The following is a 26444-nucleotide window of genomic DNA, read 5'->3' on the forward strand; positions in this document are numbered from 1 at the left end:
CACCTCAGTGGGTGAACAGCTTCGCCGCGGTGATGACGGTCTGCGCGACCCCGTAGCCGAGCAGCGCCGCCACCACCAACCAGGAGATCCACAACCGGGCCTGCTGCCCGGGACGGCTGTCCTCACTCATCGCGTACCACTCCTCTGCCTCGTCGTGTCCTCGTCCCGGTGCGCCGTCTCGTCGGCGCGCTGATCCGCCGGTGGTTCGTGGTAGCGCTGCGGCACCGGCCGGACCAGCAGGTTCGCCGCGAAGCCCACCGCCAGCACCCCGACCATCGTGAACAGCGCCGGCCGGTACGCCGCGGCCGTCAGCGAGCCCGGCTCGCCCTGCGCGTCGAGGAACCCGTTGACGATCAGCGGACCCGCGATGCCCGCCGCCGACCAGGCGGTCAGCAGCCGCCCGTGGATCGCGCCGACCTGGAAGGTGCCGAACAGGTCACGCAGGTACGCCGGCACCGTCGCGAACCCACCGCCGTAGAACGACAGGATCACGCACGCCAACAGCACGAACAGCGCCGTCGAGGTCTGCCCGACGAGCGCCAGCAGCGCGTACAGCACCATGCCGACACCCAGGTACACCAGGTAGATGGGTTTGCGGCCGATGACGTCCGAGGTGGACGACCACACGAACCGGCCGGCCATGTTGAACAGCGACAGCAGGCCCACGAACCCGCCGGCCGCCGCGACGGTCACCGCCGAGGTGCCGTTGTCGCGGAAGAAGTCCTGGATCATCGGGCTGGCCTGTTCCAGGATGCCGATGCCGGCTGTCACGTTGCAGAACAGCACCACCCACAGCAGCCAGAACGAGCGGGTCTTCACCGCGTTCGCCGCCGACACGTTCGCCGTGGTGACCAGCGGCTTCGCCGCCACGCTCGCCGGGTCGAAGCCGGCCGGACGCCAGTCCTGCGCCGGCACCCGCACGTTCGCCACCCCGAACATCATGATCACGAAGTAGCCCAGGCCGAGCGTGACGAACAGCCACACCAGGGCGCTGCCCGAGGCCGTCGACCCGGCGTTGGCCGGGTCGTAGCTGGCGTCGTAGAACGACAACAGTTGCCGGGACAGGGGAGAGGCGACCATCGCCCCACCACCGAATCCCATGATCGCCAGCCCGGTGGCCAGGCCCGGCCGGTCCGGGAACCACTTGATCAGGGTGGAGACGGGGGAGATGTAGCCGATGCCCAGGCCGATGCCGCCGAGCAACCCGTAGCCCAGATACAGCAACCACAGTTGCTTCGTGGCGATGCCCAGCGAACCCACCAGGAAACCCGCCGCCCAGAAACAGGCCGAGACGAACATGGCCTTGCGCGGCCCGTTCGCCTCCACCCAGGTCCCGGCGACGGCCGCGGACAACCCGAGCATCACGATCGCGATGCTGAAGATCACCCCGATCGCCGTCTGGCTGGTGTCGAAGTGGGCGATCAGGGAGTTCTTGTAGACGCTGGTGGCGTAGACCTGACCGATGCAGAGGTGGATGGCCAACGCCGCCGGGGGAATGAGCCAGCGGCTGTAGCCGGGCGGCGCGACGGTGTGCCGACGGTCGAGTGCGGAAAGCATGCGCTGCTTCCTCTCGGTGAGGACGAGAAACGTCGCCCCCAACGTGCCCAGCGCACTCGTGAGCGGCAAACCTCACCGTCGCCGGACGGTCGTTCCGCTGAGCTGAGCGGTCAGTCAGCCACCCGCGCGCCGCGGTGTCGGCAGCTAGCGCAGGTCCGGGACATGCCAGCCGCCGGCCAGCGCGTCGGCGTCCGCCGGACCCCAGCTGCCCTTGTCGTACGACCGCACGGGCGTCGGCAGATCCAGGATCGGCTCGACGATGCGCCACTCCTGCTCGATCGTCTCGGCCCGCGCGAAGCGCAGGTGCTGCCCGTCCATGGCGTCGTCGAGCAGCCGCTCGTACGCCTCCTGGCGACGACCGAGAGCGGCGCCGAAGTCGACGGACAGGTCCACCGGTCGGCTCGCCACCTCGGCGCCCGGGCTCTTCGCCTGGATCGACATGGTGATGCCGTCACCGCGCCCCAGCCGGAAACGCAGCAGGTTCGCCGCGGTCGCCGTGCCCCGCTCGGCCGGAATCAGCGAGCGCTGCGGCTGCTTGAACTCGACCACGACCTCCGTCGCCGTCCCCGGCAGGGACTTGCCGGTACGCAGGTAGAACGGCACACCCGCCCAGCGGGGCGAGTCGACGGTCAACCGGGTCGCCACGAACGTCTCGGTGTTGGAATCCGGGGCCACGCCCGGCTCGTCGCGGTAGCCGGCGTACTGCCCCCGGACGGTGGACTGCGGCGACAGCGGCGCGATCTGCCGCAGCACCGCGGCCTCCGCCTCCCGGAACGCCACGGTGTCCTCGCTGGCCGGCGCCTCCATCGCGATGAGCGCGACGACCTGCAGGATGTGGTTCTGCAGCACGTCCCGGGTCGCGCCCACCGTGTCATAGAAGCCGGCCCGACCCTGCGTGCCGAAACCCTCGGCGAGGGTGACCTGGATGTTGTCGATGTGCTCGTTGTTCCACAACGGCTCGAACAGCCGGTTGGCGAACCGGAAGGCGTAGAGCCCCTCGACGGCTTCCTTGCCGAGGTAGTGGTCGATACGGAACACCCGCTCCGGCGCGAAGGCCGCGCCCAGCGTGCGATCCAGCTCGCGGGAGGACTCCAGGTCACGCCCGAACGGCTTCTCCACGATCACCCGACCCCGGTCGGCCAGACCCACGGCCGCCAGGCCCTCGACGACGGAACCGAACACCGCCGGAGGGATCGCCAGGTAGAAGACCGGCCGCTCGGCGTCGCGCAGCCGCTCCGCCAGCCGCTCGTACGTCGCCGGGTCGGCGTAGTTGCCGGAGATCATCGAGAGGTTGTCCGCGAGCCGGTCGAAGGTCTCGTCGTCGATCTCGTCGTTGGCCTCGGTGACCGACTTGCGCGCCATGGTGACCAGTTGCTGATCATCCCAGGGGGAGCGGGCCACGCCGATCACCGGGACGTCGAGGCGGTCGCGCCGGGTCAACTCGTACAGCGCCGGGAACAGCTTCTTCGAGACGAGATCTCCCGTGACGCCGAACAGCACTACCGCGTCTGAGCGCATGTGCATGGCACTTCCATTCGATCATGTGCTTCTGATCTTCCGAACGGACAACGGCACGACCCGCCGCGGGAATTCCCCCGCGAGCGGCACACGTGAGGTCGGCGACAACGCTGTCTCGACACGCCCTTACCTTAAGGAAGGTTTACAGTACAGGCGGGGCGCCGGTAGCCTGCGATTCTAATCGACGAAGGTCGATCATGACGAGGCCTGGAGGTACCGTGCGTCGCCGACACACCACACGGCTGCTGGCCATAGCCGCACTCGCGCTCCCACTCACCCTGCCTGCCACACCCGCCCCCGCCGCGGCACCCACCACACCAGCCCGGCAGCTCAGCGACGTCATCCCCGCACCCGTCGAAACCCGACCCGACGCACACAACACCTTCCGGATCACCCCGCTGACCGTCATCCGCACCACCCCCGGCTCCACCGCCGCCCGGCAGATCGGCCACCAACTCGCCACCACCCTGCGCCCCGCCACCGGCCACCCCCTGCCCGTCCTGCCCGTACGCTCCACCCCGCTACCCGAGATCGCCCTGCTCATCGAGGGCACCGACAACCGCATCGGCCAGCAGGGCTACCAACTCGACGTCACCCGCCGCGGCGTCACCATCCGCGCCAACACCCCCGCCGGCCTGTTCGCCGGCACCCAGACACTGCGCCAACTGCTCCCCGCCCAGATCGAGGCACCCGACCGGCAGCGCATCACCTGGACAGTCCCCGGCGGACGAATCATCGACTACCCACGCTTCGCCTACCGGGGTGCGATGCTCGACCTCGCCCGGCACTTCCACACAGTGGACGACATCACCGCCTACGTGGACCTGCTCAGCCAGTACAAAATCAACTACCTGCACCTGCACCTGACCGACGACCAGGGCTGGCGCATCCAGATCGACTCCTGGCCCCGCCTCACCACCGTCGGCGGCGGACCCGGCACCGGAGTCGACGGCGCCGGCCCCGGATACCTCACCAAGGCCGACTACCAGGCCGTCGTCGCCTACGCCGCCGCGCGACACATCACGATCATCCCCGAGATCGACATGCCCGGGCACACCAACGCCGCCCAGTCGACATACCCCGAACTCAACTGCGACGGCGTCGCGCCGCCCCCGCGCACCGACATGGCGGTCGGCTACAGCTCCCTGTGCATCAACGACGAACTCACCTACCGATTCGTCGAGGACGTCATCCGCGAGGTCGCCGCCATCACCCCCGGACCGTTCCTGCACATTGGCGGCGACGAAGCCCACGCGACCACCGACGAGGACTACCGCACCTTCATGAACCGGGTCCTGCCCCTGGTCGCCAAGTACGGCAAACGCGCCTCCGGATGGAACGAGATCACCCAGGCCGACCCGCCCACCGACGCTGTCGCCCAGTTCTGGGGCACCGGCACCACCAACGCCAGCCTCGCCGCGGCCGCCGCCCGCGGCAACAAAATCATCATGTCCCCGGCCAACAAGGCCTACCTGGACATGAAGTACGACGCCAACACCCGCCTCGGCCTCCGCTGGGCCGGCCTGATCGAGGTGTCCGACGCGTACGGCTGGGACCCCGCCACCCGGGTCACCGGCGTCGGCGAGAACGCCATCCTCGGCGTCGAGGCACCCCTGTGGTCCGAAACCCTGCGCACCCTCGATGACATCGAATACATGGCCTTCCCCCGCCTACCCGCGATCGCCGAACTCGGCTGGTCCACCTCCGCCAGCCACGACTGGGAATCGTTCCGAACCCGGCTGGGGGAGCAGGCACCCCGCTGGCGACTGCAACAGGTCGACTTCTACCCGTCCCCACAGGTGCCCTGGCGCTGAGCCGTACCGCGCCGCTGTTGGTGGGCACCGGCCGTTTCGGCCAGTGCCCAACGCAACACCGGGGTCCAGAGCCGGCCCCTCGACCTCGACGGCGCGCGGGCCGGCCACCGCCCATGAGACGGTGAAGCAGCCAACCACCGCCGACTCCAACAAGGACCCCGCCATGAACCTGGCGTTCGACCAATCAGCAGACACTGGACCAGCGGTGGTATGCCTACCGATGTTCAGCATGAGCCGCGCCGCCACGGCCGCCGCCCTCAGCCCCGCCCTCGCCGGCGCGGGCCTCCGCGAGATCTACCTGGACCTGCCCGGCCACGGAGACACCCCCGCACACTGCCCACCCACCTCCCAGGCGACGCTGGACACCGTCTGCGCCTGGCTCGACCAGCACCTCGACGCGCCAGCCCTGCTCGCCGGCAGCTCCTACGGCGCGTACCTGGCCGCCGGCATCGCCCGCCAACGACCCGACCTCGTCCGCGGCCTGCTCCTCGTCTGCCCCGGCGTCACCATCGCCCGCCACACCCGGACCCTGCCCGCCGACCCACCACTCGACGCACCCACCGGCTGGCTCGACGACGCCCCCGCCGCCCTGCACGAACACCTCGACGCCGCACTGGGCCACCGCACCCCGGCCGTCGTCGCGACGGTGCTGGCGGCACTGAACTCCGGCGGCCCCGGCGACCCGGCCTTCCAAGAGGAACTCCAGACCGGGCCCGGCTACGCACTACCCAACGAGGACGCCGACGTCGTCTTCGACGGCCCGGTCAGCGTGATCACCGGCCGACAGGACGGAATCGTCGGCTACGCCGACCAGTTCCGCGCCATGCGCCACTACCCGCGCGGCACCTATACGGTGATCGACGCGGCCGGGCACTACCTGCCGTACGAACAACCCGCCCTGCTGCGATCGCTCACCCAGGACTGGCTGCACCGCACCCGAGACTGAGACGCGTCAGTGGGGGAGCGGACCCCGCCCACGAGGTCACGGGGTTCGCCCAGCCTCCCATCACTCACCCGAAGCGTTTGATGCGCACCCCGTCCGGGGGCGCGGTATCGGCCAGCTCGACGCTTCGCGAGAGATGCACGGTCATGGGTTTTCCGTGTAGCGGCGTCAGGTCGAGTCCCGGCACCGAACCATAGATCCGGAGATCCTTGAGCTCCGTCAGTCCGGCAAGCGGAGTGAGGTCGAACAAGTGCTGATGGTTGCCGATGCTCAGCCAGCCAAGCTGAGGTAGCCCGGCCAACGGACTCAGGTCGGTGACGGGTGTCCCTTCAATCACCAACTCGGTCAGTGTGTCGATCGAGGCCAGCGCGGCCAGGTCGGTCAGCCAGGCGCACCCGCCCAACGACACGTACGTGACTTTCAGGTGGCGGAGCCTCACCGCCAGCTCACGAATCCCGCCGGCAGGCTCCTCGCTGGCATAGAGCGCCAGCTGCGTCAGGTTCTGCAGAGGATCGAGCATCGCCGGATCCCACAGCGGGGATGGACTGCAGCTCAGGAATCTCAGCGCGGTGAGCTCAGCGAAGAGACTGTCGCGAACCTCCACACCGCCCAAGGCAAGCCAGTGCAGCTGCCGCAAAGAGGCGAGCGCGATGAGGTCTTGATCAGGTGCAAGGCCCCACAAGGCCAGGTTGGTAAGTCTGGGCAACCCTCGCAGCGAGGAGAGATTCAACAGTTGCTGATCGGCATCCAACCAAATACTGACCAGGTCGACATTCCTGGCCAGATGCCCAAGGTCGCCAACAACCCCTCTCGCGGTCAAGTGAACTTCGGTCAGATGCGGCACGTCCGACAACTGGGCCAGGTCCACCTTCTGATCGGTGATAACGACCGTCTTGGCGAGATGACGCAGCCGGGGCAGCGCGGGGAGCAGGGCTGCACTGCGGATCGTTGCCATGCCACCCTCAAGCGGGGCGTCAGCGAGGACCCGGTCGGCGTAGTCGGCGGGGTCGAAGTACTCCCACGCCGTGATGAGCTGCTGCTGGACGCGAGGTCGCGGGTCGGTGCCGTAGCGGGCGAGGGTGGCGAGCGCATCGGGACCGTTGACCAAAGCCACAGCCCTGACCGTGGCGGCGGCCTGGGCCTCACTCAACGTGCTGAGATCCGCCGGCAGCTCGGCGAGCAGCGGTTCTCCCACTGCCGCCAGGGACCGGGCCTCGGCGACGGACCGGGGCAGCAGCTCACGCAGGTGGGAACGGATCCGGCCAAGGACTTCCGGCTCGACCGCTGGCGCGGTTTCCAGGCACGCCGCAGCGAGCAGCCGCAACCTTCGGGCCTGCTTCGGTCGCTCGGCGGCGAGCGTGAGCAGACCGGCGAGGAGCTGCCTGCGGACCGGCGCGTTGGCGTGACCGGCGGCCAGAATGATGGTTTCGCGCCAGGTGTCGAGATGGGCGTGCTCAAGCAGGGCACCGGTGTGCCCCTGGTCGGCGGCCTCCCGGGCAGCCAGGTATTCCTGAAAGGTGCGATGGACGAAGTCGATGCGGTCGGGCACCGGCTCACGCAGGACCCCACTGCGTTGGATCATGTGCTCGAGCACGGCGGCGACGGGGGCGGTGATGTGCCGGATCCCGGCCAACCGATGCGCGAAGCGCTGCGTCGCCTCGGCGCGGGTGAGCTCGGTGCGGCTGTTCTGGGTCATCCACCAGGCGACCTCCTGCAACAGCTGCGCCTGGTCGCGGCTGGTCAGTTCCGGCAGCGCGGTGGGAACTCCGCGTTGGGAGTCGCGGCGGTGCAGCAGCATGTCGATGGCAGCCTGGTAGATGTCCATCCGGTTGCGGGGCAGGTTGCTGTCCCGGTCCAGGTTCAGCGCGCACAGCATCGCGCAGAGCAGCGGGCTGCCGGCGAGGTTCTGCAGGTGGGCGCTGCCGTCGAGCTGGGCGAGCAGCCGCTGTTCGTAGCCGGGCAGCAGATGGGGTTCGCAGGGCAGGTCGGCGGCGCGCCGGACGGCCTCGTGCCAGTGCCGGATCAGCGCCTTGACGTCGGCCGGCCCCATCCGCTCCAAAAACACCGAGGTGAACCCCTCAGTGTCCAGCCACCGGGCCGACGCCGCAGCCGGCCGGGAGGTGACCACGACCCGCAGGTCCGGGTAGGCGGACAGCAGGCCGTGCAGCCAGTCACGGACCGTCCGCCGTTGGCCCTCGGGCACCTCGTCGACGCCGTCGACCAACAGGATCGCCCCGATGCCGAGTTGGCGGTGCACCCAACCGGGAGGCATCAGCCCGGCGATCGTGGCGGCGATCAGGTCGAGGAACCGTTGCGGGGGAGGCAACGGCTGGGCGACATGGTCCCGCAGCCGGATCAGGAACGGGGTACGCCCGTTCCAGGTGTCGAGTTCTCCGGTGAACCCGTGCCGGGCCGCGGTGACCGCGATCCACTGCATCAGAGTGGTCTTGCCGGAGCCGGCGTCACCACGCAGCAGGACCCGCGCCGCGTCGCCAAGGGCCTGCTCGGCCCGCACCGAAGCGCTGTCACCACCACCGCCGTCGGAGCGCAACAGGCCGGGACCCCAGCGGAACCCACCGCGGCGCAGGCCACGGGTGGTGCCGCCGGTGACGGCCAGGCTGATGTACGCGATGCTCAACGGGGTACGCAACCGGTAGCGGTGCACGTCGACGCCGAACAGCTCCAGATGATCCAGCACGGTGAGCAGGTGGGCCAGGTACCGGGTCCGGAACTGGGCGTCATGACTGGTCCCGGTCGGGGCGTCCAGACTGGTCACCGGCAGCCGGGCCAGGACCTGGGTCAGGCTGTCGGCCACCGCGGACAGCCGTTCCAGGGTCTGCACGGTGGCGCGACCCTGGAACGGGGGGAGTTGCACCACCAACTGGGTCAGGCAGGTGCAGCACTCGTCGAGGACCCGCCCGTACAGGTGTACTGCCGCCTCGCTCAGACCCGCCCGCGCGGGAACGTCGGGCAGTTGCCGGCGCAGTCGGGTGGCCATCAGCGCGGGGTCGACGTCGTCGGCGAACACCGCGGCGTCGGACAGGTCCGCGTCGCGCAGCGTGTCGGCCACCGCGTTCAGGGCGGCGGCGATCTCGTTGTCGGGCAGCGCCGGCTCCCGGCGGCGAACCAGTGGCTGCAGGCGCTCGTAGACGGTGTCGACGATGTCGTCCAACCGCCGGCCCGCCCGGCGCAGGCCGAGGTCATCGGTGATCCCGGAACCGATCAGCTCGATGAGCGGCGTCTCACGTTCCCGGTGTTCCCGGCGGCGTCCCAGCCACCGTTTCACCGCCGGTGTCACCACCGAGCCGGCCAGGCGCAGCAACGCCGTCTCGACCATCCCCACGCCGCGTCTCCTCCTGGTCTGCTGTGAGGTCTGACTGGTGCGCGTGCCAACAGTTCACGAGACAGCGACCACTGACGACGCTACGTCGTGCGGGGATTCATGGCTGTCCCCTGTCCAGCCGTTCCCACCGCGATTCGATAATGCACATTATGTAAAGTACCGTTATCTGACGGTCCCCTCGGCAGTGGTCACTCGCGGGTCAGTCCGGGCGGGCACGCGTCCTCGTCCAGGCTGACGGGGCGGGCGGCGACCAGCGGATTGCGCTGCAGGCGGGCAACCACAGCGGCGCTGGCGCCGAAGTCGGTCCAGGTGTCGTCCCACAGCGCGGAGACGAGCCAGGAGCGATCCGCCGGAAAAAACAGATCCGGCAGCGGGCCATCGCCGCGCATGTGACCGACCCTCCAGGTCAGTGCCTGTTCAGGTCCGGCTTCGACCAGCACGTACGGATAGTCCGAGTAGAGCGACACCCTCGGGGCGCGCGGGAAGACGACGTCGTGGGCGCCGGTGTCGAGGTAGCCCAGCCACCAGGGTTGGTCCGGGGTGCACGCGACCAACTCGTCCACCACGGCACGTTCGTGGGCGGCGAAACCGACGCCGTCGGGCGGATGGAACGTGGCGTACGCGTCGAACACCGGCGGGATCGCGGCGGTGATCGAGAGGCCCTGCGTGGTCTGCCCGGCGAACCAGGCGACGTCGCCGGCGGTGCCGATCCGCCAGCGGCGCCCGTCCTTGTCGACCTCTTTGAGTGGCGTCACGGTCGATGCGTCCGCGCCGGGCTGCCTGATGAGGCCCGGCGACGCGTAGCGAGCCCACCCGGGTCGTCCGGCGGCCCGCCACTGGTGCCCTTCGGGGCAGATCAGATCCGTCGGGCCGCCCGGCTCCCGGTCGGCGGTGGCCGTACCGGGCCGACCACAGCGCGGGCAGGTGGTGACGGGCGACGTCATGCCGCGCAGGATACGGGCTCCTCGATCGACTTCACTCGGTTTCGCCCGCAGCGGCCGGCGGTGGGTAACGCCGGTCGGCTGCTGTCGAGGGTTCTACAGCGTCGGCACCTGCCCTGGGTCGGTCGGCTCCCCCTCGCCCGGCGGTCGTCCGCCGCCACTTCCCGGGAACGCGAAAATGCTGCATAATATCCCTTATGCATGACAAAAAGGACGAATCGCTCGGGGTGCTGATCGAGGAGTTCCTGACCGCTCGCGCCACCGGCAAGCCCTCCCCCCACACCCTGGCTGCCTACCGTCGGGACCTGTACGCGGTGGCCGCCCTGGTCGCCGACGGTGACGCCACTCCCCTCCCCCTCGACGACCTGTCGATCACCGACCTCTCCCCCCGCGTCATGCGGGCGGCCTTCGCCCGCTTCGCCGCTCCCCGGGCGCCCGCGTCGGTGCACCGGGCCTGGTCCACCTGGAACAGTTTCTTCACCTTCCTGGTCGCCGACGGGGTGGTGGCGGGCAACCCGATGCCGGCGGTCGGACGGCCCCGGGCGCTCCTCCCCCAGCCGAAGCCGCTGCGCGGCGCGGACACCCCCGAGGTGCTGCTCGCGGCGGTCGCCCGCGACGACGGCCGGCAGCGTGACCCGTGGCCGGAGCGGGACGTGGCGGTGCTGGCGGTGGCGCTGTGCGCGGGGCTGCGCCTGTCGGAGCTGCTGGCGTTGCGGGTCGGCTCGCTGGCGGGTCGGCCTGGTGAGCGGCGCATCGAGGTGCTCGGCAAGGGTGGGCGGCCCCGGGTGGTGCCGATCGAGGCGGACCTGGACCGGGTGCTGCGGGACTACCTGGACAGTCGGGTGCGGCGCTTCGGTTCGCGGTCGGTGCGGCCGGACTCGGCGTTGCTGGTGGATCGGCGTGGTGAGCCGCTGCGCCGGGGTGGGCTGCAGTATCTGGTGGAGTCGTGTTTTCGGCGGGCGGGCGTCGGTGACCGGGTGCCGCGGGGAGCGCGGTTGCACGCGTTGCGGCACACCTTCGCGACCCGGTTGGCCGAGGACGGGGCGAGCGCGGCAGAGATCATGCGGTTGCTGGGGCACGCGTCGTTGGCGTCGTCGCAGACGTACATCGAGGTGACGGCCGTTCAGCAGCGCGACGCGGTGCGGGCCAACCGCACCAACCGGGCGTTGGCCGCGCTGGTGCCGGTGCGGGAGGAGCGGTGAGCGCGGTCAGTGGGCCCGCTCGTCGGTGTCGCCGGCGGTTTTGGGCAGTGCGCCGAGGACCGCGTTGATGATGTGGATGCGGGCGTTGGTGGCCCGGTAGTCGGCGCACACGGCGTCGGCCCGGTCGGCGAGGCGGGCGGTGGGTCCGGTGCGGGTGACGGTGACGGTGGTGCCGTCGAGGGTGGCGGTGGTGCCGGCGGTCACCAGGTCGTCGATGGTGTGGGTTCCGGTGATCAGGTGTGCCTTGAGCAGGGTGCGTAGCTGGTCGGTGTGGCGGGTCATCAGGTCGTCCCAGTTGTCCTCGGAGAACGTGGCGGCGAAGGCGTCGTCGGAGGGGGCGAGGATGGTGACGTCGGTGCCGGTGGGCAGGTCGGTGAGGGCGCCGCTGGTGCGCAGGGCCGCTTCGAACGTGGTGAGGGTGGGGATCCACCGCAGTGCCTGGTCGACGGGTTGGTCGGCGAGGAAGCTCGGGTTGCCGGGGTCGGTGCCGGTGGGCAGGGCGGCGCAGAGCGGCCCGGTGACCTGGGTGGCGCTGGTGGTGTCGCGCGGTGGCTTCGGGTCTGTTGTGGTGGTGCAGGCGACCGGGGTCAGCAGCAGGGCCACGGCAACCAGGTGCAGAGCGCGGGACGGGTTCGACACGGCGGGCTCCACGGGTCGGGGTTGGGGGGTGGGGTGTGCCGGCGGTGCGGGGCGTGGTGGCCTCGCACCGCCGGCACGCCGGCTCGGCTAGCTGATGGTCACAGTGCCGCGCACTGGTTGGTGCGCGGGCCGTGCACGGTGTTGGCGACGCCGAGGTTGGTCGGGGCGGTGCTGTTCGCGGTGCAGTTGAGCGGGCCGCGGATGGTGTTGCCGGCGAGCAGTGCCGCGGTGGTGCCGGTGGTGTTGCCGGTGAGGCTGGCCGGGCCGGCGATGGTGACGTCGATGATGGAGATCGCGTTGGTGGTGGTGATCTGCAGCGGGCCGTTGACGGTGCTGTCGGCGAGGACGACGCCGGCGGCGCGGTTGGCGCTGACGGGTCCGCTGATTGTCGTTGCGGTCGCGACGAGTGCCGCGCCGGGCTGGACGGTGACGGGGCCGTTGATGGTGGCGTCGGCGGCGCAGGTGAAGCCGGTGACGGTCAGTGGTCCGTTGCGTCGGCCGGTGAGGGTGGGGTAGACGCGTTCGCCGTCGGTCAGCTTCTCGACGCCCTGGGTGTCGAGAAGCAGCGGGATGAGGCCGCGTTCGGGCTGGTTGAGGGGGACGTACCAGCCGTCGTTGGTCTTGATGACCTGCCAGCCGTGTGCGGCGATGCGCTGGGCGACGGTGGTGCCGACGCCGCCTGGTCCGTCGGTGCGTGCGCCGTTGTACTGCTCGTCGGTGAGCTTGTAGGCGCAGGGGGCGTTGTCGAGGATGAGGTCGGCGCGGGGGGCGTCGAGCGGCGGCGGGCTGTCGCCGGGGTGCGGGGCGGGGTGGGCGGGGATGGGTCGGGAGCCGCGGAAGACGAGGCGGCCGGTGTTGGCGGCCTGGATTTCGATGGACTCGGCGCGGGAGGTGAGGATGTCGTTGCGGTCGGCGCGGTGGTAGTCCAGGAACTGGTGGAAGGTCCACAGGGCCGAGTAGGTCTTGCGGCGTCGGTTGTTGGCGGTGTTGCCCTCGTCGGGTCGGGTCTGTCCGCCGGAGCTGCGCAGTTCCAGCAGGGAGTTGGCGACGTTCTTGAGGCCGAGGGTGTTGCGCAGGATGGTTTCCTCGCTGAGGCCGACGTTGCCGCCGCCTTCGCAGCCGTAGGGGCAGGCCCACCAGCCGGCTTCGGCGCCCTTGGTGTACATGTGGCCTTCGATCATGTCCTGGGACTGGTCGAAGATGGGTTGGGCGACGTTCTGGTGTCGGGGTGGCAGCATCGGCAGGTCGCCGGCGCGGGAGTTGCCGAACTCGTGGCCGTCGTAGCCGGCGACGGGTCGGTAGTCGCGGACCATCTTGATGTACGCGGCGGTTTCCGGCTGGCGGATCAGTGAGTAGTCGCGGTTGAGGTCCTGGCCGGTGGAGTTGCCGCGGGTGTTGTTGGCGCGGCCGTCGCCGTTGATGGTGGGGACGATCAGGACGGTGGTGTGGCTGAGCAGGTCGGTGATGCGGGGGTCGGTGCTGAAGGCGAGTTGCCGGGCCATGATGAGGCAGGCTTCGCGGTCGCCCGGTTCGTTGCCGTGCACGTTGCAGTTGATGGCCACGGGTGCGGTGGCGGCGACGGCCTCTGGGGTGGTCGCGGGGGTGGGGTAACCGATGACCAGCATGTTGATCGGTCGGTTCTGGACGGTGCGGCCGAGTTCGACGACGCGGACGCGGTCGCTGAGGGCGTCGATGGCGGCGGTGTAGGCGTACTCGTCGGTGTCGCTGGTGTACTGGGCGGCGTGGGCGGTTTCCCACTGGGTGCGCAGTTGCTCGCCGGGGGTGTCGGGGTTGCCCCAGGGTGCGGTGGTGGTGGCGACGACCGGGTCGGAGTAGGGCTGTTCGGTGGTGCCGGCGCGGGCGCGTACCCGCCACTGGAAGGTGTCGCCGGGGTTGAATCCGGCGTCGGCGAAGGTGGGTGCCTGTTGGTTGATCTGGCGGTTGGGGCGCCAGATGCCCACGATGGTGGGTGCGCCGGTGGGGGTGCCGGTGGCGTCGACGGCGGTGCGTTCGATCTGGTAGTCGGTTGCCCCGTCGACGGGTTGCCAGGCGAGGGTGGCGTACCCGTCGGCTTGGCGGATGGTGAGGTTGGTGACCTGGTTGGGTGCTGCCGCGCTCTGGGCGTTGGCGGGGGTGGGTGCGGTGGTGAGGGTGAGGGTGAGGAGTGTGGCTACGGCGATCGCTAGGGGTCGCTGGTGTCGCATGTGGCCTCCGACTAGTTGATCGTGGCGCGATTCGATCAGCATGGTCGTCGGAGATCGTCTATGCAATGATCTTGAGGGAATCTTGCGGCTGGGCCTGCCGCTCCCCCGGTGGCCGCCGCTGGCGGGTGTCGGTGGTGGTCAGGGTTCGATGAGGCCCGCGCGGATGGCGTATCGGGTGAGGTCGAGCCGGTCGCGGAGACCCAGTTTCTGCAGCAGGTTGCTGCGGTGCCGCTCGACGGTCTTGATGCTGATGAACAGCAGTTCGGCGATCTCCTTCGAGGAGTGCCCTTCGGCGACGAGTTTGAGGATCTCCTCCTCGCGGCCGGTGATGGCGCGTTCGGGTACGGGTTCGCCGTTGCGGACGCGGTCGAGGTAGTTGCGGATCAGGGCGGTGACGGCGCCGGGGTAGAGGAACGGTTCGTCGCGCATGGCGGCCCGGCACGCCTCGACGAGGTCGCGGTCGGCGACGGATTTGAGGACGTATCCGTTGGCGCCGGCTCGGAGGCCTTCGAAGAAGAACTGTTCGTTGTCGTACATGGTCAGGATCAGTACCCGCAGGCCCGGTTGCTGTCTGACGAGTTCACGGGTGGCTTGCAGGCCGGTGAGCCGGGGCATGGCGATGTCGAGGATGGCCAGGTCCGGTTGGTGGAGTCGGGCTTGTTCGAGGGCTTCGGCGCCGTCGCTGGCCTCGGCGACGACGGTCAGGTCGGGTTCGCCGTCGAGGATGAGGCGTACGCCGCGGCGTACCAGTGCGTGGTCGTCGGCGAGCAGGATGCGGATGGGCGCGCTCATGCCAGGCCTGCTGGGTCGGGTACGTCGAGGGTGACCTCGGTGCCGCCGGCGGGGCCGGGGCCGATGCTGAGGTGGGCGCCGACGAGCAGCGCCCGTTCGCGCATGCCGCGGATGCCGGCGCCTTCCGGTTGGCCGGCGATGCCGCGTCCGTCGTCGCGGATGCGTAGCCGCACGCCGTCGCCGTGTGGGATGAGGGTGATGTCGACGCGGCTGGCGTTGGCGTGCCGGGCGACGTTGGTGAGGCCTTCCTGGGCCACGCGGTAGAGCACCAATTCGACTTCCTCGGTGAGTACGGGTAGATCGGGTGCGAAGTCTCGGCGGATCTGCAGGCCGCTGTGGTGGGAGATCTCCGCGAACAGGGAGCGCAGGGCGGCGATCAGTCCGAGTTCTTCCAGGACGCCGGGTCGCAGGCGGCGGGCGATGCGGCGGATCTCGTCGAGGCTGTCGCGGGTGGTTTCCTGCACCTGGTGCAGTTCGGGTCGTAGCTCGGGTGGGGCGTTGTCGGCGACGCGGCTGATCTGCAGCAGGACGGCGGTGAGGGTCTGGCCGATCTCGTCGTGCAGTTCCTGGGCGATGCGCCGCCGCTCGTTCTCCTGGGCGGACAGCGCGCGGGCGTTGCTGGCGGCGCGGTCGGCTTCGAGTCGGTCGAGCATGGCGTTGAACGTGCTGATCAGCGCGGCGATGCCGGCGTGTCCGGTGACCGCGGGGCGGGGGCCGGGGCGCAGCAGGTCGATGGTGGTCATCGCCCGGGTGAGGCGTTGCAGGGGTGCCAGGCCGACGCGCAGCAGCAGCGCGTTCGCGACGAGCATGACGACCAGGCCGCCGCTGAGGATGAGTGCCTCGGTGAGGACGAACGGGGTCGACACCGTCACGGGGCCCAGCAGGACCAGGACGGTCGCCGCGGTGAGGACCGCGGCGTTGATCAGGAAGATCCGCCAGAACAGCGACACCGTGTCGAACCTCCCCCTGTCGTCTCCGCCCTTCCATCGTCGCGGGCGCGGCCGCCCCCGGGTGGGTCGACGCTCCGGTACCTCAGGATCTCGTGGGCGTCGAGTGGGTGTCCATGGGGGCTGGCTCCCATGTTGTCCCCTGCTGACCGCCCTGGAATGAGTGTTGGCCCCGATGTCAGCAGTGCCCCCGGTTGGCAACGGTAAAGGGACAGACGGCAGGCGGGCCTTCGGGGTCCGTGGGGAGGGGGGCGGTGGATGACCACGGCGGGCTGGTTGGCGGTGGCGGTGTTCACTGTCGTGTACGCGTTGATCGCGACGGACCGGGTGGATCGGGTGGCCGCGTCGGTGGGCGGTGCGGTGTTGATGCTCGCGGTCGGGTTGACCGGTACGCAGGAGGCGTTCTTCTCCACCGACACGGGCATCGACTGGCGGGTTATTTTCCTGCTCATCGGCATGATGATCATCGTGTCGGTGCTCGGTCGTACCGGCGTGTTCGAGTATCTGGCGATCTGGGCGGCGAAGCGGGCCCGTGGGCGACCGTACCGGCTCATGGTCATCCTGGTGTTGATCACGGCTGCCGCGTCGGCGCTGCTGGACAATGTCACCACGGTCCTGCTCGTTGCCCCGGTGACCATCTCCGTGTGTCGGCAGCTGGGTGTGCCGGTGGTGCCGTTCCTGCTGGCGGAGGTGTTCGCGGCGAACATCGGCGGCACGGCGACGCTGATCGGTGATCCGCCGAACATCATCATCGCGGCGCGGGCCGGGCTGTCGTTCAACGCGTTCCTGGTGCACCTGACGCCGTTGGTCATCGTGCTGCTGGGTGTTCTGTTGCTGTTCTGCCGGGTGATCTTCCGGTCGGCGTTGACGTACCACCCGGAGCGGGTCGGGCCGGTGCTGGCGATGCGGGAACGCGACGCGATCCGCGAACCGCGCCTGCTGGTGTACAGCGGCATCGTTCTCGCCTTCGTCCTCGCCGGGTTCGGTCTGCACACCGTCCTGCATCTGGAACCGGCGGTGATCGCGCTGACCGGCGGTGTCGTTCTGCTGGGGGTGTCACGGCTGGAGCCGGGCAGCGTCGTCCGGGACGTGGAGTGGCCCACCCTGGCGTTCTTCGCCGGCCTGTTCATCATGGTCGGGGCCCTGGTCGACACCGGCGTGATCCAGGTGGTCGGCACCTTCGCCACCGACGCGGTCGGCGACAACCTGCTCGGCGCGTCGTTGACCCTGATCGGCGGCGGGGCGCTCATGTCGGCGTTGGTGGACAACATCCCGTCGGTGACCGCCATCAGCCCGATCATCGAGCAGCTCGTCGCGGCGAACGGCGGCATGGAACAGGCCGGCATGCTGTGGTGGTCGCTCGCGCTCGGCGCGGGCCTCGGCAGCAATGCCACAGTGGTCGCCGCCGCCTCGAACGTGGTGATGGTCGGTCTGGCGCAGCGAGCCGGGGAGCCGATCTCGTTCTGGCGGTTCACCCGCGACGGTCTGCTGCTGACCGTCGTCACCGTCGTGCTCGCCGGCGTGTACGTGTGGCTGCGCTACTTCGTCCTGGGCGGCGCTCCGTGACGCTGCCGTCGCTGTATCTGCTGCTGGCAGCCGGGACGCTGGTGGCGCTGGTCAGCGTGGGCGCCGCGAAGATCGCCGCGAAGGCCGGGATGCCGGTGCTGCTGGCGTACCTGGGTGTCGGGCTGCTGCTCGGCGAGGGTGGGCTCGGGCTGCCGTTCGACGACGCCGCGTTGGCGCAGGCGCTCGGGTTGGCCGCCCTCGCGGTGATCCTCGTCGAGGGCGGCCTGACCACCCGGGTCAGCGACGTGCGGCGGGTGTTGCGCCCGGCGACCGCGCTCGCCACCCTTGCGGTGTTCATCAGCGTCGCCGTCACCGCCGCGGCGGCGCACTACCTGCTCGGCCTGGGATGGCAGCTGTCGCTGCTGCTCGGCGCGATCGTCTCGTCCACCGACGCGGCCGCCGTCTTCTCGGTGCTGCGCGCCGTGCCGCTGCCCCGTCGGCTGAGCAACCTGCTGGAGGCGGAGTCGGGGCTCAACGACGCGCCCACGTTCATCCTGGTGCTGGCGTTCAGCGCGACGAGTCTGAGCACCCTGTCCCCGGGCGGGATGCTCGCCCAGATGAGCTACCAACTGGTGGTCGGCGCGCTCGCCGGCGTCGGGGTGGGGATGGCTGCGGTGTGGCTGCTGCGCCGGCTCACCCTGCCCACCTCGGGGCTGTACCCGATCGCCACGTTCGCGTGCGGGGTGCTCGCGTTCGCCGGCTCCGGCCTGCTGCAGGCCAGCGGCTTCATCGCCGCGTACCTGGCGGGTCTGGTGCTCGGCAACGCCGGCCTGCCGCACCGGCGCGCCACCGAGTCGCTGGCCGAAGGGCTCGGCTGGATCGCGCAGATCGGCCTGTTCGTCATGCTGGGTCTGCTGGTGTCGCCGGCCGACCTGCCGGCGGCGATCGTGCCGGCGCTGGTGGTCGGCGCCGCCCTCCTGCTCATCGCCCGGCCCGTCTCGGTGCTGCTGACCCTGTTGCCGTTCCGCATCCCGCTGCGCGAGCAGGTGTTCCTGTCCTGGGCGGGGCTGCGCGGCGCCGTGCCGATCGTGCTGGCCACGGTGCCGGTGGTGGCCGGCACCCCCGGTGCCATGGTCGTGTTCAACATCGTCTTCGTGCTCGTCGTGGTGTTCACCGCGATCCAGGCGCCGTCGCTGCCGTGGCTCGCGCAACGCCTCGGGCTGGCCCCGCACCGCGTCGGCCCGGACCTGCAGGTCGAGATCGCCCCGCTGGACAACATCGACGCCGACCTCATCAACGTCACCATCACCGCGGGTTCGAAACTGCACGGCACGTACCTGGACGAGCTGCGGCTGCCCACGCCCGCGGTGGCCCCGCTGGTGGTGCGCGACGGCGTCGCGTTCGTTCCCGCGACGGACACCCGGCTGCGCACCGGCGACGATCTGCTCGTCCTCACCACCCCGACGGTGCGTGAGGCCACCGAACGCCGACTGCGGGCGGTCAGCCGCGCCGGGCGGCTGGCCCACTGGCACGGCGAGTACGGCGACCCCGACCGGCGTGCGGAACCATCAAGGAGGAGTCCGTCATGGAAATCGAACGAATCGCCCTCCCCGGCGTCGGCGTCTCGTACTCGTTCGTCACCGGCGATGGCACCCGACTCGGCGTGATCTGCCACCCCAACGGCGCCCGTGACATCGCCCTGTACGACCGCGACGACCCGACCGACGTCCGTGCCGCGGCGACGCTGTCGCCGGTGGCGGCCCACCACCTGGCCAACCTGCTCGCGGCGACAGCGGTCATCGACCTGGTGCCCGACGGCGGCGCGGACGTGGACGCCGTCACGGTGGCCCGGGTGCCGGTTCCCGCCGGCAGCGACTACGACGGTCGCCCGCTGAGCAGTCTGCGCACCGACGCCGTCGTGGTGGCGGTCCTGCGCGACGGCCACCCCGACCTCAGGCCCGACGCCCGGCGGGACCTGCGCTACGGCGACACCCTGGTCGCCGTCGGCACCCGCGACGCGATCGACCACCTCGGACGCGCCGTCGCCGGCTACGTCAGCGGCGGTGTGACCACCCGGCAGGGATGACGACAGGTGACAGCCGTGGGGTCAGCCCAGGTCGACCAGGAGCGGCCGGTGGTCGGAGATGGTGGACAGCGGGGTGGTGACCGCGCGTACCGGCGGCAGCTGGTCGAGGGCGTGCCGGTCGGCGAGGATGTGGTCGAGTTGGACCCGGGGCTGCCCGGAGGGGTAGGTGGGACGTCGGCCCAGGGGGTGCCAGCCGGAGATGAGCCGGGCCGCCCCGGCGGGCAGGTTGAGGTCGCCGAGCAGGACGCGGGGGGCCGGTAGCGCGCGCAGGGCGCGCACGGTCTGGCGCAGTTGGCGGGCGTTCCAGCCAGGCACGAACGACAGGTGGGTCGCGGCGACGGTGAGGGCGCCGTGGGGGGTGTCCAGGACGGCGGCGAGGACCACGCGCGGTTCGTCGTGCAGGAGGATGAGGCCGCCGCGGGGGCCGGGCACGTAGACCGGTGAGCGCACCGGCGCCGGTTTGAGCCGGGTGACCTGCCAGCTGCGCACGGGATGTCGGCTGATCAGGCCGATGCCGTAGCAGGGTTCGCCGTGCCCGTCGTCGTCGTGGCGCAGCGGGCGGAACTGTTCGCCGGGGGTGCCGACGACGGCGGCGGCGAAGCGGTGGTGGGGTGCGTCGAGGGCGCGGGCGGCGATGGCGGTGAGGTCGAGGTTGCCGCTGCGGTGCTGGTCGCGGTCGACCTCCTGCAGGGCGAGCACGTCGGCGTCGAGGGCGCCGATGGCGGCGGCGAGTCGGTCGGAGTCGACGAGCCCGTCGGTGAGGGACCGTCCGTGCAGCACGTTGAAGGTGGCCAGGCGCACTCCTGCACCTTACGTGCCCGTGGCATGGTTGCCGGGTGGTGAAGGTGTTGCTGTGTTCGGTGCTGGTGTTCGTGGCGGTCGGGGCGTTGGGGGTGTTTCTGCGCCGTACGCGAGGTCGTTGACGTGAGTCTGACCACGTCAGGCCCGGTCTGGCCGTCCCCTGTGGGAAGAATTGCCGCCCGTGGACGCCGTATCGCTGAGTACCCTGCTGGCCGCCGCGGCGCTGGCCGGGTGGGTCGATGCCGTGGTCGGCGGCGGCGGGTTGTTGCTGCTGCCGGCGTTGCTGGTGGCCGCCCCGGGGTTGCCGGTGGCCACCGCGCTGGGCACGAACAAGTTGGCCGCGATCTTCGGTACGGCCACGGCAGCGACGACGTACGCCCGGCGGACCACGCTCGACTGGCGGGTGGTGGGACCGGCGGCGGGGTTGGCGGTGCTCAGCTCCGGCGTGGGCGCCGTGCTCGCCGGGGCGGTGCCGGCGGCGGCGTACCGGCCGGTGGTGTTGGTCGTGTTGGTGGCGGTGGCGGCGTTCGTGCTGCTGCGACCCCGGCTGGGGGTGCTACCGGCGCCGCACCGGCGCACCCCGGCGAGGGTGGCGGCGGCGATCGCGGTGGCCGGGGTGGGCATCGCCCTGTACGACGGGTTGATCGGCCCGGGCACCGGCACGTTCCTGGTGTTGGCTTTCACCGCCCTGCTGGGCTCGGATTTCGTGCACGGCTCGGCGATGGCGAAGGTCGTCAACGCGGGCACGAACCTGGGCGCGCTCGTGGTGTTCGCGGTGACCGGGCACGTGTGGTGGCTGCTGGGCGCGGGCATGGCGGTGTGCAACATCGCCGGCGCGGTGCTCGGGGCGCGCATGGCGTTGCGCCGCGGCTCCGGGTTCGTGCGGGTGGTGCTGGTGGTGGTGGTGGCCGCGTTGATCGCGAAGCTGGGCCACGACCAGTGGGTGGCCTAGCGGCTGGGCCACGGCCACCGGCCTAGCCGGCCGGGCCACGACCAGTGGGTGGCCTAGCCGCGCCGGCTGGGTGAGTCGAACCGCCCGGCGCGGATCTCGCGCAGCGCCCGGCGTCGGGTGTCGCCGCGCAGGGTGTCGACGTAGAGCCGCCCGCCCAGGTGGTCGGTTTCGTGTTGCAGGGCGCGGGCCAGGAACCCGCTGCCGGCGATGGTCAACGGCTCGCCGTGCTGGTCGACACCGTGGGCGGTGGCGTGCATGGCCCGCACGGTCGGGAAGTACAGGCCGGGGATGGACAGGCAGCCCTCCTCGTCGTCCTGGAGCTCGTCGGACAGCTCCAGGGTCGGGTTGATGAGGTGGCCACGGTGCCCGTCGGCGTCGTAGACGAACACCTGGGCGCTGACGCCGATCTGTGGTGCCGCGACGCCGGCGCGGCCGGGGGCGCCGAGCAGGGTGTCCATCAGGTCGGTGACGAGGGCACGCAGCTCCGCGTCGAAGGTGGTGACCGGTTCACATCCGGTGCGCAGGACAGGGTCGCCGATGATCCGGATGGGCCGCATGGTCATGCGGGTCAGCGTATCGCCGTCCGGGCGCGCCGTCAGCGCCCGGCCAGGGTGGCGCGGATCGGGGTGGTCTTCGCGGCGGCCTCGGCGACCTCGGCGTACGGGTCGCTGTCCCAGGTGATGCCGCCGCCGGCCCAGGTGTGCAGCCGTTGGCCGTCGGCGGCGGCGGTGCGGATGGTCAGACCCAGGTCGACACGACCGGGCGCGACCCAGCCGAGCGCGCCCATGCTGGCGCCGCGGCCGACGGGTTCGAGGGCGCTGATCTGGGTCAGGGCGGCGAGTTTCGGCGCGCCGGTGACCGAGCCGCCGGGGCAGGTGGCGCGCAGCAGGTCGGCCAGGCCGAGGCCGTCGGCGACGGTGGCGCGGACGGTCGATTCGGCCTGCCACAGGTCGCACCAGCGGCGGACGGCGAACAGGTCGTCGACGGTGACGCTGCCGGTACGGGCGATGCGCGCCAGGTCGTTGCGTTCCAGGTCGACGATCATGATGTGTTCGGCGCGTTCCTTGGCGCTGGCGAGCAGTTCGGCGCGCCCGGCGGCGGTGGCCGGGCGGGTGCCCTTGATCGGTCGGGTGATCACCTGCCCGTCGGTGACCTCGACGAGGGTTTCCGGGGAGGCGCAGCCGATGGCCCAGCCGCCGCCGGTGAGCACACCGCCGTAGCGGGCGCCGGGGAGCGCGCCGAGGCGGCGCAGGGCGGGCAGCGGGTCGCCGGTGTAGGGGGCGGCGGCGTGGCCGACGATGTTGCTCTGGTAGACGTCGCCACGGCCGATGGCGGCGCGGACCGCGTCGACGGCGGCGGCGTGCTCGCGGGGGGTCCAACTCTCGGTCCACTCGCCGAGCCACCACCGCCTCGGCGGGCCGGGCGGCGTGATCCGGACGCGGCCGTGCTGGTAGACGACGACAACGAGGTCGGGCAGGGTCGGCGCGGGTTCGGGCGCCCCGGTGGGCGCACCGGTCAGCAGCGCCCCGGCGGCGGCGGACAGGTACAGCGCCGCGCCGCAGACCCCGTCGCCGTGGCGGCCGGTGACGGGTCGGGTCAGGTCGTGCAGGGGCAGGCCGTGCGCGGCGAGGAACTCCTCGGCCAGGGCCGCCGGGTCGCCGCCGTCGGCGCGGGACCAGTGCAGGCGGGCGCGTTCGGTGAGCGCGCCCCGGCATCCGGCCGGCGCGGCCGGCACATCGACGTACGTCGCCGGACCGAGGTCCGCGTCGCACACGTATGGGAGCGTTTCCACGCCGTACGGTCCAACCTTCCTCATCCGTTCAGTGGATTTCCCGCGAACCAGGCGGACACCTGGTCGATGCTGGACACTTTCGCTTGGTACTGTGCGTCACTGGTCATGTGAACCATGACACAGTGCCCCCACAGTCCGGAGAACCCGATGTGCCAGCACCAACCGACCTGCCCTTCCGCTGAAGCCACCGACCGGGAAGCCGCGCGGGTCCTCGCCTGCTTCCGTGAGCAGGGCTGGAGCCTGCTCTGCAACGGTGTCATCGTCTTCGACGACACCGGCGAGCTGCTCCCCGACGGCAGCAGCATCGCACCGCACCGCGGCCCCGCCCGCCACGCCCTCGTGGCCTGACCGACCACTCAGCGTCACCGAATAGCCGCCGTCGACCCAGGCTAGTCCCCCGGTAAGGGACGTCCCCGCCCAGGTCGCAGCGACTGCCGGGGCAGGCCGTACCCGCCCGCCCCGGCGCGCCGTCATCGGCCCTTCGACGCCCGGCGGCGCTGCCAAACCTTGAGCGCCCGCGGGCGCTGTCAGTCTTCGAACGCCTCCGGCGACGGGCACGAGCAGACCAGGTTCCGGTCGCCGTACGCGCCGTCGATGCGCCGCACCGGCGGCCAGTACTTCCCGGCCCGGTCCACCCCGGCCGGGTACGCGCCCACCGACCGCGGGTACGCGTGCGACCACTCGTCACCGCTGACCATCGCCGCGGTGTGCGGCGCGTTCGCCAGGGGGTTGTCCCCCGCCGGCCACTGCCCCGACGCCACCTGCTCGATCTCCGCGCGGATCGCGATCATCGCGTCGCAGAACCGGTCCAGCTCGGCCAGGTCCTCGCTCTCGGTCGGCTCCACCATCAGCGTCCCCGCCACCGGGAACGACATCGTGGGCGCGTGGAAACCGTAGTCGATCAACCGCTTCGCCACGTCGTCGACGCTCACCCCGGTCGCCTTCGTCAACGGCCGCAGGTCGAGGATGCACTCGTGCGCCACCAGGCCCTTGTTGCCGGCGTACAGCACCGGGAAGTGCCCACGCAGCCGCGCCGCCACGTAGTTCGCCGCGAGGACCGCCACACCGGTGGCCCGGGTCAGCCCCTCGGCGCCCATCATCCGCAGGTACGCCCACGGGATCGGCAGGATGCCCGCCGACCCGTACTTCGCCGCCGAGATCGCCGGGGTGGCGTCGGCGTGCGCGCCGAGCGGGTCACCGGGCAGGAACGGCGCCAGGTGCGCGCGGACCGCCACCGGGCCCACGCCGGGGCCACCGCCGCCGTGCGGGATGCAGAACGTCTTGTGCAGGTTCAGGTGCGACACGTCCGCCCCGAACGTGCCGGGCTTGGCGAAACCGACCAGGGCGTTGAGGTTCGCCCCGTCGACGTACACCTGCCCGCCGGCGTCGTGGACCTTCGCGCACAGCGACGCGATGCCGGTCTCGTACACGCCGTGCGTCGACGGGTACGTCACCATGATCGCGGCGAGCGCGTCGCGGTGCTTGTCGATCTTCGCGTCCAGGTCGACCAGGTCGACGTTGCCGTTGTCGTCGCAGGCCACCACGACGACCCGCATGCCGGCCATCACCGCCGACGCGGCGTTCGTGCCGTGCGCCGACGAGGGGATCAGGCACACGTCGCGGTGGGTCTCCCCCCGCGACGCGTGGTACGAGCGGATCGCCAGCAACCCGGCCAGCTCACCCTGCGAACCGGCGTTGGGCTGCACACTGACCGCGTCGTAGCCGGTCACCTCGGCCAGCCACGACTCCAACTGACCGATCATCTCCCGGTACCCGGCGGTCTGCGCATCCGGCGCGAACGGGTGGATGTGCGCGAACTCCGCCCAGCTGATCGGCTCCATCTCGGTGGTCGCGTTCAGCTTCATCGTGCACGAGCCGAGCGGGATCATGCCCCGGTCCAGGGCGTAGTCGAAGTCCGACAGCCGTCGCAGGTAGCGCAGCATCGCCGTCTCCGAGTGGTGGCTGCGGAACACCGGGTGGGTGAGGAAGTCGGTGGTGCGCGTCAGGTCGGCCGGGACTGCCGTGTCGACGGCCCCGTCGAACGCGGCCACCCCGAACGCCGCCCACACCGCCTGAAGGTGCGCGTCGGTGGTCGTCTCGTCGCAGGACATCCCCACCTGGTCGGCGTCGACCAGCCGCAGGTTCACCCCCCGCTCGGCGGCCGCCGCGACGACCTCGGCGGCCCGGCCCGGCACCCGGGCGGTGACGGTGTCGAAGAACGCGACGTCCGCGACCTCCACGCCGCCGGCGCGCAACCCGGCCGCGAGCCGCGCCGCCATCCGATGGGTACGCGTCGCGATGTCCCGCAGCCCGTCCGGGCCGTGGTAGACGGCGTACATGCCGGCCATCACCGCGAGCAGCACCTGCGCGGTGCAGATGTTGCTGGTCGCCTTCTCCCGCCGGATGTGCTGCTCACGGGTCTGCAACGCCAACCGGTACGCCGGGTTGCCGTCCGCGTCGCGCGACACCCCGACCAGACGTCCGGGCAGCATCCGCTCCAGGCCCGAGCGCACCGCCAGGTAACCGGCGTGCGGCCCACCGAAGCCCATGGGTACGCCGAAGCGCTGGGTGGTGCCGGCGGCGATGTCCGCGCCGATCTGCCCCGGCGCCCGCAGCAGCGTCAACGCCAGCAGGTCCGCCGCGACGGTGACCAGGGCGCCGACGGCGTGCGCCGCCTCGACCAGACCCTGGTGGTCGCGGACCGCACCGGACGCCCCCGGGTACTGCAGGTGCAGGCCGAAGAACTCCGCCGGCAACTCGTCGCGCTCGACGTCGAGGACCCGCACCTCGATGCCGAGCGGCTCGGCCCGACTGGTGATCACCGCGATGGTCTGCGGCAACGCGTCGGCGTCGACCACGTACACCGGGCTCTTGCTCTTGGACGCGCGGCGGGCGAGGGTCATCGCCTCCGCCGCCGCGGTGCCCTCGTCGAGCATGGAGGCGTTCGCGGTGGCCAGCCCGGTCAGGTCGGTGACCATGGTCTGGAAGTTCAGCAGCGCCTCCAGGCGGCCCTGACTGATCTCCGGCTGGTACGGGGTGTACGCCGTGTACCAGGCCGGGTCCTCGAGGACGTTGCGGCGGATCACCGCCGGGGTGTGCGTGCCGTGATACCCCAACCCGATCATGGAGACGGCGACGGTGTTGCGCGCCGCGAGGGCCCGCAACTCGGCGATCGTCTCGGCCTCGGTGGCCGGGTCGGGCAGGTCGAGGGTGCCGTGCCAGCGGATCACCTCGGGGATCGCGGCGTCCATCAGCTCGTCGATCGAGTCGTGCCCGACGACCTCCAACATCCGACGCTCGTCGTCGGGGCCGGGACCGATGTGACGGGTGGCGAACTGCTCTACGGTCATAGGGGCACTCCCGGGGCGAGGTCGACGTGTCGGCCTCCCCCTCTGTCGCACCCACAG

Annotated in this window: 21 protein-coding genes; 8 read left to right on the plus strand and 13 right to left on the minus strand. The window is 71.0% G+C overall.

Annotated features, from left to right (window positions below; translation table 11 throughout):
• Window positions 1-4: 4 nt before the first annotated feature.
• The 3 genes from IF22_RS36110 to zwf form a co-directional block, all read right to left on the minus strand.
• Window positions 5-130: an MFS transporter small subunit gene (locus IF22_RS36110; RefSeq protein ID WP_256443348.1), complete on the minus strand. Its 126-nt coding sequence runs from the start codon at window positions 128-130 to the stop codon at window positions 5-7.
• Entirely contained in the window at window positions 127-1557 is a 1431-nt protein-coding gene (locus tag IF22_RS0101350) for an OFA family MFS transporter (RefSeq protein ID WP_030327677.1), read from the minus strand. Before IF22_RS0101350 ends, IF22_RS36110 begins: the two co-directional genes overlap by 4 nt.
• A gap of 144 nt (window positions 1558-1701) precedes the next feature.
• A complete protein-coding gene (gene zwf / locus IF22_RS0101355) occupies window positions 1702-3081 on the minus strand; it encodes a glucose-6-phosphate dehydrogenase (protein WP_030327678.1) in 1380 nt (459 codons plus the stop codon).
• Between the two features lie 212 nt (window positions 3082-3293).
• Here zwf and IF22_RS0101360 point away from each other — a divergent pair, with 212 nt between their 5' ends.
• Window positions 3294-4889: a beta-N-acetylhexosaminidase gene (locus IF22_RS0101360; RefSeq protein WP_245233478.1), complete on the plus strand. Its 1596-nt coding sequence runs from the start codon at window positions 3294-3296 to the stop codon at window positions 4887-4889.
• Between the two features lie 163 nt (window positions 4890-5052).
• Window positions 5053-5835, plus strand: coding sequence for an alpha/beta fold hydrolase (locus IF22_RS34125; RefSeq protein WP_081883654.1), 783 nt, complete (start codon window positions 5053-5055; stop codon window positions 5833-5835).
• 64 nt (window positions 5836-5899) lie between these two features.
• Here IF22_RS34125 and IF22_RS0101370 read toward each other — a convergent pair whose 3' ends face one another.
• Window positions 5900-9169: an NACHT domain-containing protein gene (locus IF22_RS0101370; RefSeq protein ID WP_051708091.1), complete on the minus strand. Its 3270-nt coding sequence runs from the start codon at window positions 9167-9169 to the stop codon at window positions 5900-5902.
• 194 nt (window positions 9170-9363) lie between these two features.
• The gene (locus IF22_RS35705; RefSeq protein ID WP_245233480.1) at window positions 9364-10119 is read right to left on the minus strand and encodes a hypothetical protein; all 756 of its coding nucleotides are present in this window, start codon (window positions 10117-10119) and stop codon (window positions 9364-9366) included.
• A gap of 194 nt (window positions 10120-10313) precedes the next feature.
• Between IF22_RS35705 and IF22_RS0101380 the strand changes: the two genes are divergently transcribed.
• Window positions 10314-11318 (plus strand): tyrosine-type recombinase/integrase, encoded by a 1005-nt coding sequence (locus tag IF22_RS0101380; protein ID WP_030327683.1) that lies wholly within the window; start codon window positions 10314-10316, stop codon window positions 11316-11318.
• A gap of 6 nt (window positions 11319-11324) precedes the next feature.
• On the opposite strand, the gene IF22_RS0101385 is transcribed toward IF22_RS0101380, so the two are convergent.
• From IF22_RS0101385 to IF22_RS0101400, 4 genes are all read right to left on the minus strand, one after another.
• Window positions 11325-11957 carry a fasciclin domain-containing protein gene (locus tag IF22_RS0101385; RefSeq protein ID WP_030327684.1) on the minus strand — a complete coding sequence of 211 codons (633 nt, stop codon included), beginning with the start codon at window positions 11955-11957 and terminating at the stop codon, window positions 11325-11327.
• Window positions 11958-12055: 98 nt separating this feature from the next.
• On the minus strand, window positions 12056-14161 hold the full coding sequence (locus IF22_RS0101390) for a M14 family zinc carboxypeptidase (protein ID WP_030327685.1): 2106 nt from the start codon (window positions 14159-14161) through the stop codon (window positions 12056-12058).
• Between the two features lie 138 nt (window positions 14162-14299).
• The gene (locus IF22_RS0101395) at window positions 14300-14953 is read right to left on the minus strand and encodes a response regulator (RefSeq protein ID WP_030327686.1); all 654 of its coding nucleotides are present in this window, start codon (window positions 14951-14953) and stop codon (window positions 14300-14302) included.
• Window positions 14950-15903: a HAMP domain-containing sensor histidine kinase gene (locus tag IF22_RS0101400; RefSeq protein WP_030327687.1), complete on the minus strand. Its 954-nt coding sequence runs from the start codon at window positions 15901-15903 to the stop codon at window positions 14950-14952. Before IF22_RS0101400 ends, IF22_RS0101395 begins: the two co-directional genes overlap by 4 nt.
• 255 nt (window positions 15904-16158) lie before the next feature.
• Between IF22_RS0101400 and IF22_RS0101405 the strand changes: the two genes are divergently transcribed.
• From IF22_RS0101405 to IF22_RS0101415, 3 genes are read left to right on the plus strand one after another with little or no spacing between them, the layout of a single operon-like run.
• Window positions 16159-17466 carry an ArsB/NhaD family transporter gene (locus IF22_RS0101405; RefSeq protein WP_030327688.1) on the plus strand — a complete coding sequence of 436 codons (1308 nt, stop codon included), beginning with the start codon at window positions 16159-16161 and terminating at the stop codon, window positions 17464-17466.
• Window positions 17463-19073, plus strand: a complete 1611-nt coding sequence (locus tag IF22_RS0101410; protein WP_081883645.1) for a potassium/proton antiporter — start codon at window positions 17463-17465, stop codon at window positions 19071-19073. The genes IF22_RS0101405 and IF22_RS0101410 overlap by 4 nt, the downstream gene beginning before the upstream one ends.
• Window positions 18992-19492 carry a cation:proton antiporter regulatory subunit gene (locus tag IF22_RS0101415; RefSeq protein ID WP_051708092.1) on the plus strand — a complete coding sequence of 167 codons (501 nt, stop codon included), beginning with the start codon at window positions 18992-18994 and terminating at the stop codon, window positions 19490-19492. The genes IF22_RS0101410 and IF22_RS0101415 overlap by 82 nt, the downstream gene beginning before the upstream one ends.
• A gap of 21 nt (window positions 19493-19513) precedes the next feature.
• Here IF22_RS0101415 and IF22_RS0101420 read toward each other — a convergent pair whose 3' ends face one another.
• Window positions 19514-20293 (minus strand): endonuclease/exonuclease/phosphatase family protein, encoded by a 780-nt coding sequence (locus IF22_RS0101420; protein ID WP_030327691.1) that lies wholly within the window; start codon window positions 20291-20293, stop codon window positions 19514-19516.
• 181 nt (window positions 20294-20474) lie between these two features.
• Between IF22_RS0101420 and IF22_RS0101425 the strand changes: the two genes are divergently transcribed.
• The gene (locus IF22_RS0101425) at window positions 20475-21245 is read left to right on the plus strand and encodes a sulfite exporter TauE/SafE family protein (RefSeq protein ID WP_030327692.1); all 771 of its coding nucleotides are present in this window, start codon (window positions 20475-20477) and stop codon (window positions 21243-21245) included.
• A gap of 53 nt (window positions 21246-21298) precedes the next feature.
• Here the strand turns inward: IF22_RS0101425 and def are convergent, their stop codons facing one another.
• Window positions 21299-21808 (minus strand): peptide deformylase, encoded by a 510-nt coding sequence (def, locus tag IF22_RS0101430; protein ID WP_030327693.1) that lies wholly within the window; start codon window positions 21806-21808, stop codon window positions 21299-21301.
• Between the two features lie 32 nt (window positions 21809-21840).
• Window positions 21841-23061 (minus strand): chorismate-binding protein, encoded by a 1221-nt coding sequence (locus IF22_RS0101435; RefSeq protein WP_036410481.1) that lies wholly within the window; start codon window positions 23059-23061, stop codon window positions 21841-21843.
• A gap of 123 nt (window positions 23062-23184) precedes the next feature.
• Between IF22_RS0101435 and IF22_RS0101440 the strand changes: the two genes are divergently transcribed.
• Complete coding sequence (locus IF22_RS0101440) at window positions 23185-23385, plus strand: DUF5999 family protein (protein ID WP_030327695.1); 201 nt, start codon at window positions 23185-23187, stop codon at window positions 23383-23385.
• Window positions 23386-23564: 179 nt separating this feature from the next.
• On the opposite strand, the gene gcvP is transcribed toward IF22_RS0101440, so the two are convergent.
• On the minus strand, window positions 23565-26387 hold the full coding sequence (gene gcvP / locus IF22_RS0101445) for an aminomethyl-transferring glycine dehydrogenase (RefSeq protein ID WP_030327696.1): 2823 nt from the start codon (window positions 26385-26387) through the stop codon (window positions 23565-23567).
• Window positions 26388-26444 lie beyond the last annotated feature (57 nt).

Source organism: Micromonospora parva (genome assembly GCF_000718515.1).
Classification (GTDB): Bacteria; Actinomycetota; Actinomycetes; order Mycobacteriales; family Micromonosporaceae; genus Micromonospora; species Micromonospora parva.

Excerpts from the sequence above, each read along its gene's own strand:
- IF22_RS0101380 (WP_030327683.1), top strand. The coding sequence starts at position 10,314 with ATGCATGACAAAAAGGACGAATCGCTCGGGGTGCTGATCGAGGAGTTC.
- IF22_RS34125 (WP_081883654.1), top strand. The coding sequence starts at position 5,053 with ATGAACCTGGCGTTCGACCAATCAGCAGACACTGGACCAGCGGTGGTA.
- IF22_RS0101370 (WP_051708091.1), bottom strand. The coding sequence starts at position 9,169 with ATGGTCGAGACGGCGTTGCTGCGCCTGGCCGGCTCGGTGGTGACACCG.
- gcvP (WP_030327696.1), bottom strand. The coding sequence starts at position 26,387 with ATGACCGTAGAGCAGTTCGCCACCCGTCACATCGGTCCCGGCCCCGAC.
- IF22_RS0101350 (WP_030327677.1), bottom strand. The coding sequence starts at position 1,557 with ATGCTTTCCGCACTCGACCGTCGGCACACCGTCGCGCCGCCCGGCTAC.
- IF22_RS0101395 (WP_030327686.1), bottom strand. The coding sequence starts at position 14,953 with ATGAGCGCGCCCATCCGCATCCTGCTCGCCGACGACCACGCACTGGTA.
- IF22_RS0101440 (WP_030327695.1), top strand. The coding sequence starts at position 23,185 with ATGTGCCAGCACCAACCGACCTGCCCTTCCGCTGAAGCCACCGACCGG.
- IF22_RS36110 (WP_256443348.1), bottom strand. The coding sequence starts at position 130 with ATGAGTGAGGACAGCCGTCCCGGGCAGCAGGCCCGGTTGTGGATCTCC.
- IF22_RS0101405 (WP_030327688.1), top strand. The coding sequence starts at position 16,159 with ATGACCACGGCGGGCTGGTTGGCGGTGGCGGTGTTCACTGTCGTGTAC.
- IF22_RS0101435 (WP_036410481.1), bottom strand. The coding sequence starts at position 23,061 with ATGAGGAAGGTTGGACCGTACGGCGTGGAAACGCTCCCATACGTGTGC.
- def (WP_030327693.1), bottom strand. The coding sequence starts at position 21,808 with ATGACCATGCGGCCCATCCGGATCATCGGCGACCCTGTCCTGCGCACC.
- IF22_RS0101390 (WP_030327685.1), bottom strand. The coding sequence starts at position 14,161 with ATGCGACACCAGCGACCCCTAGCGATCGCCGTAGCCACACTCCTCACC.
- IF22_RS0101415 (WP_051708092.1), top strand. The coding sequence starts at position 18,992 with ATGGAAATCGAACGAATCGCCCTCCCCGGCGTCGGCGTCTCGTACTCG.
- IF22_RS35705 (WP_245233480.1), bottom strand. The coding sequence starts at position 10,119 with ATGACGTCGCCCGTCACCACCTGCCCGCGCTGTGGTCGGCCCGGTACG.
- zwf (WP_030327678.1), bottom strand. The coding sequence starts at position 3,081 with ATGCACATGCGCTCAGACGCGGTAGTGCTGTTCGGCGTCACGGGAGAT.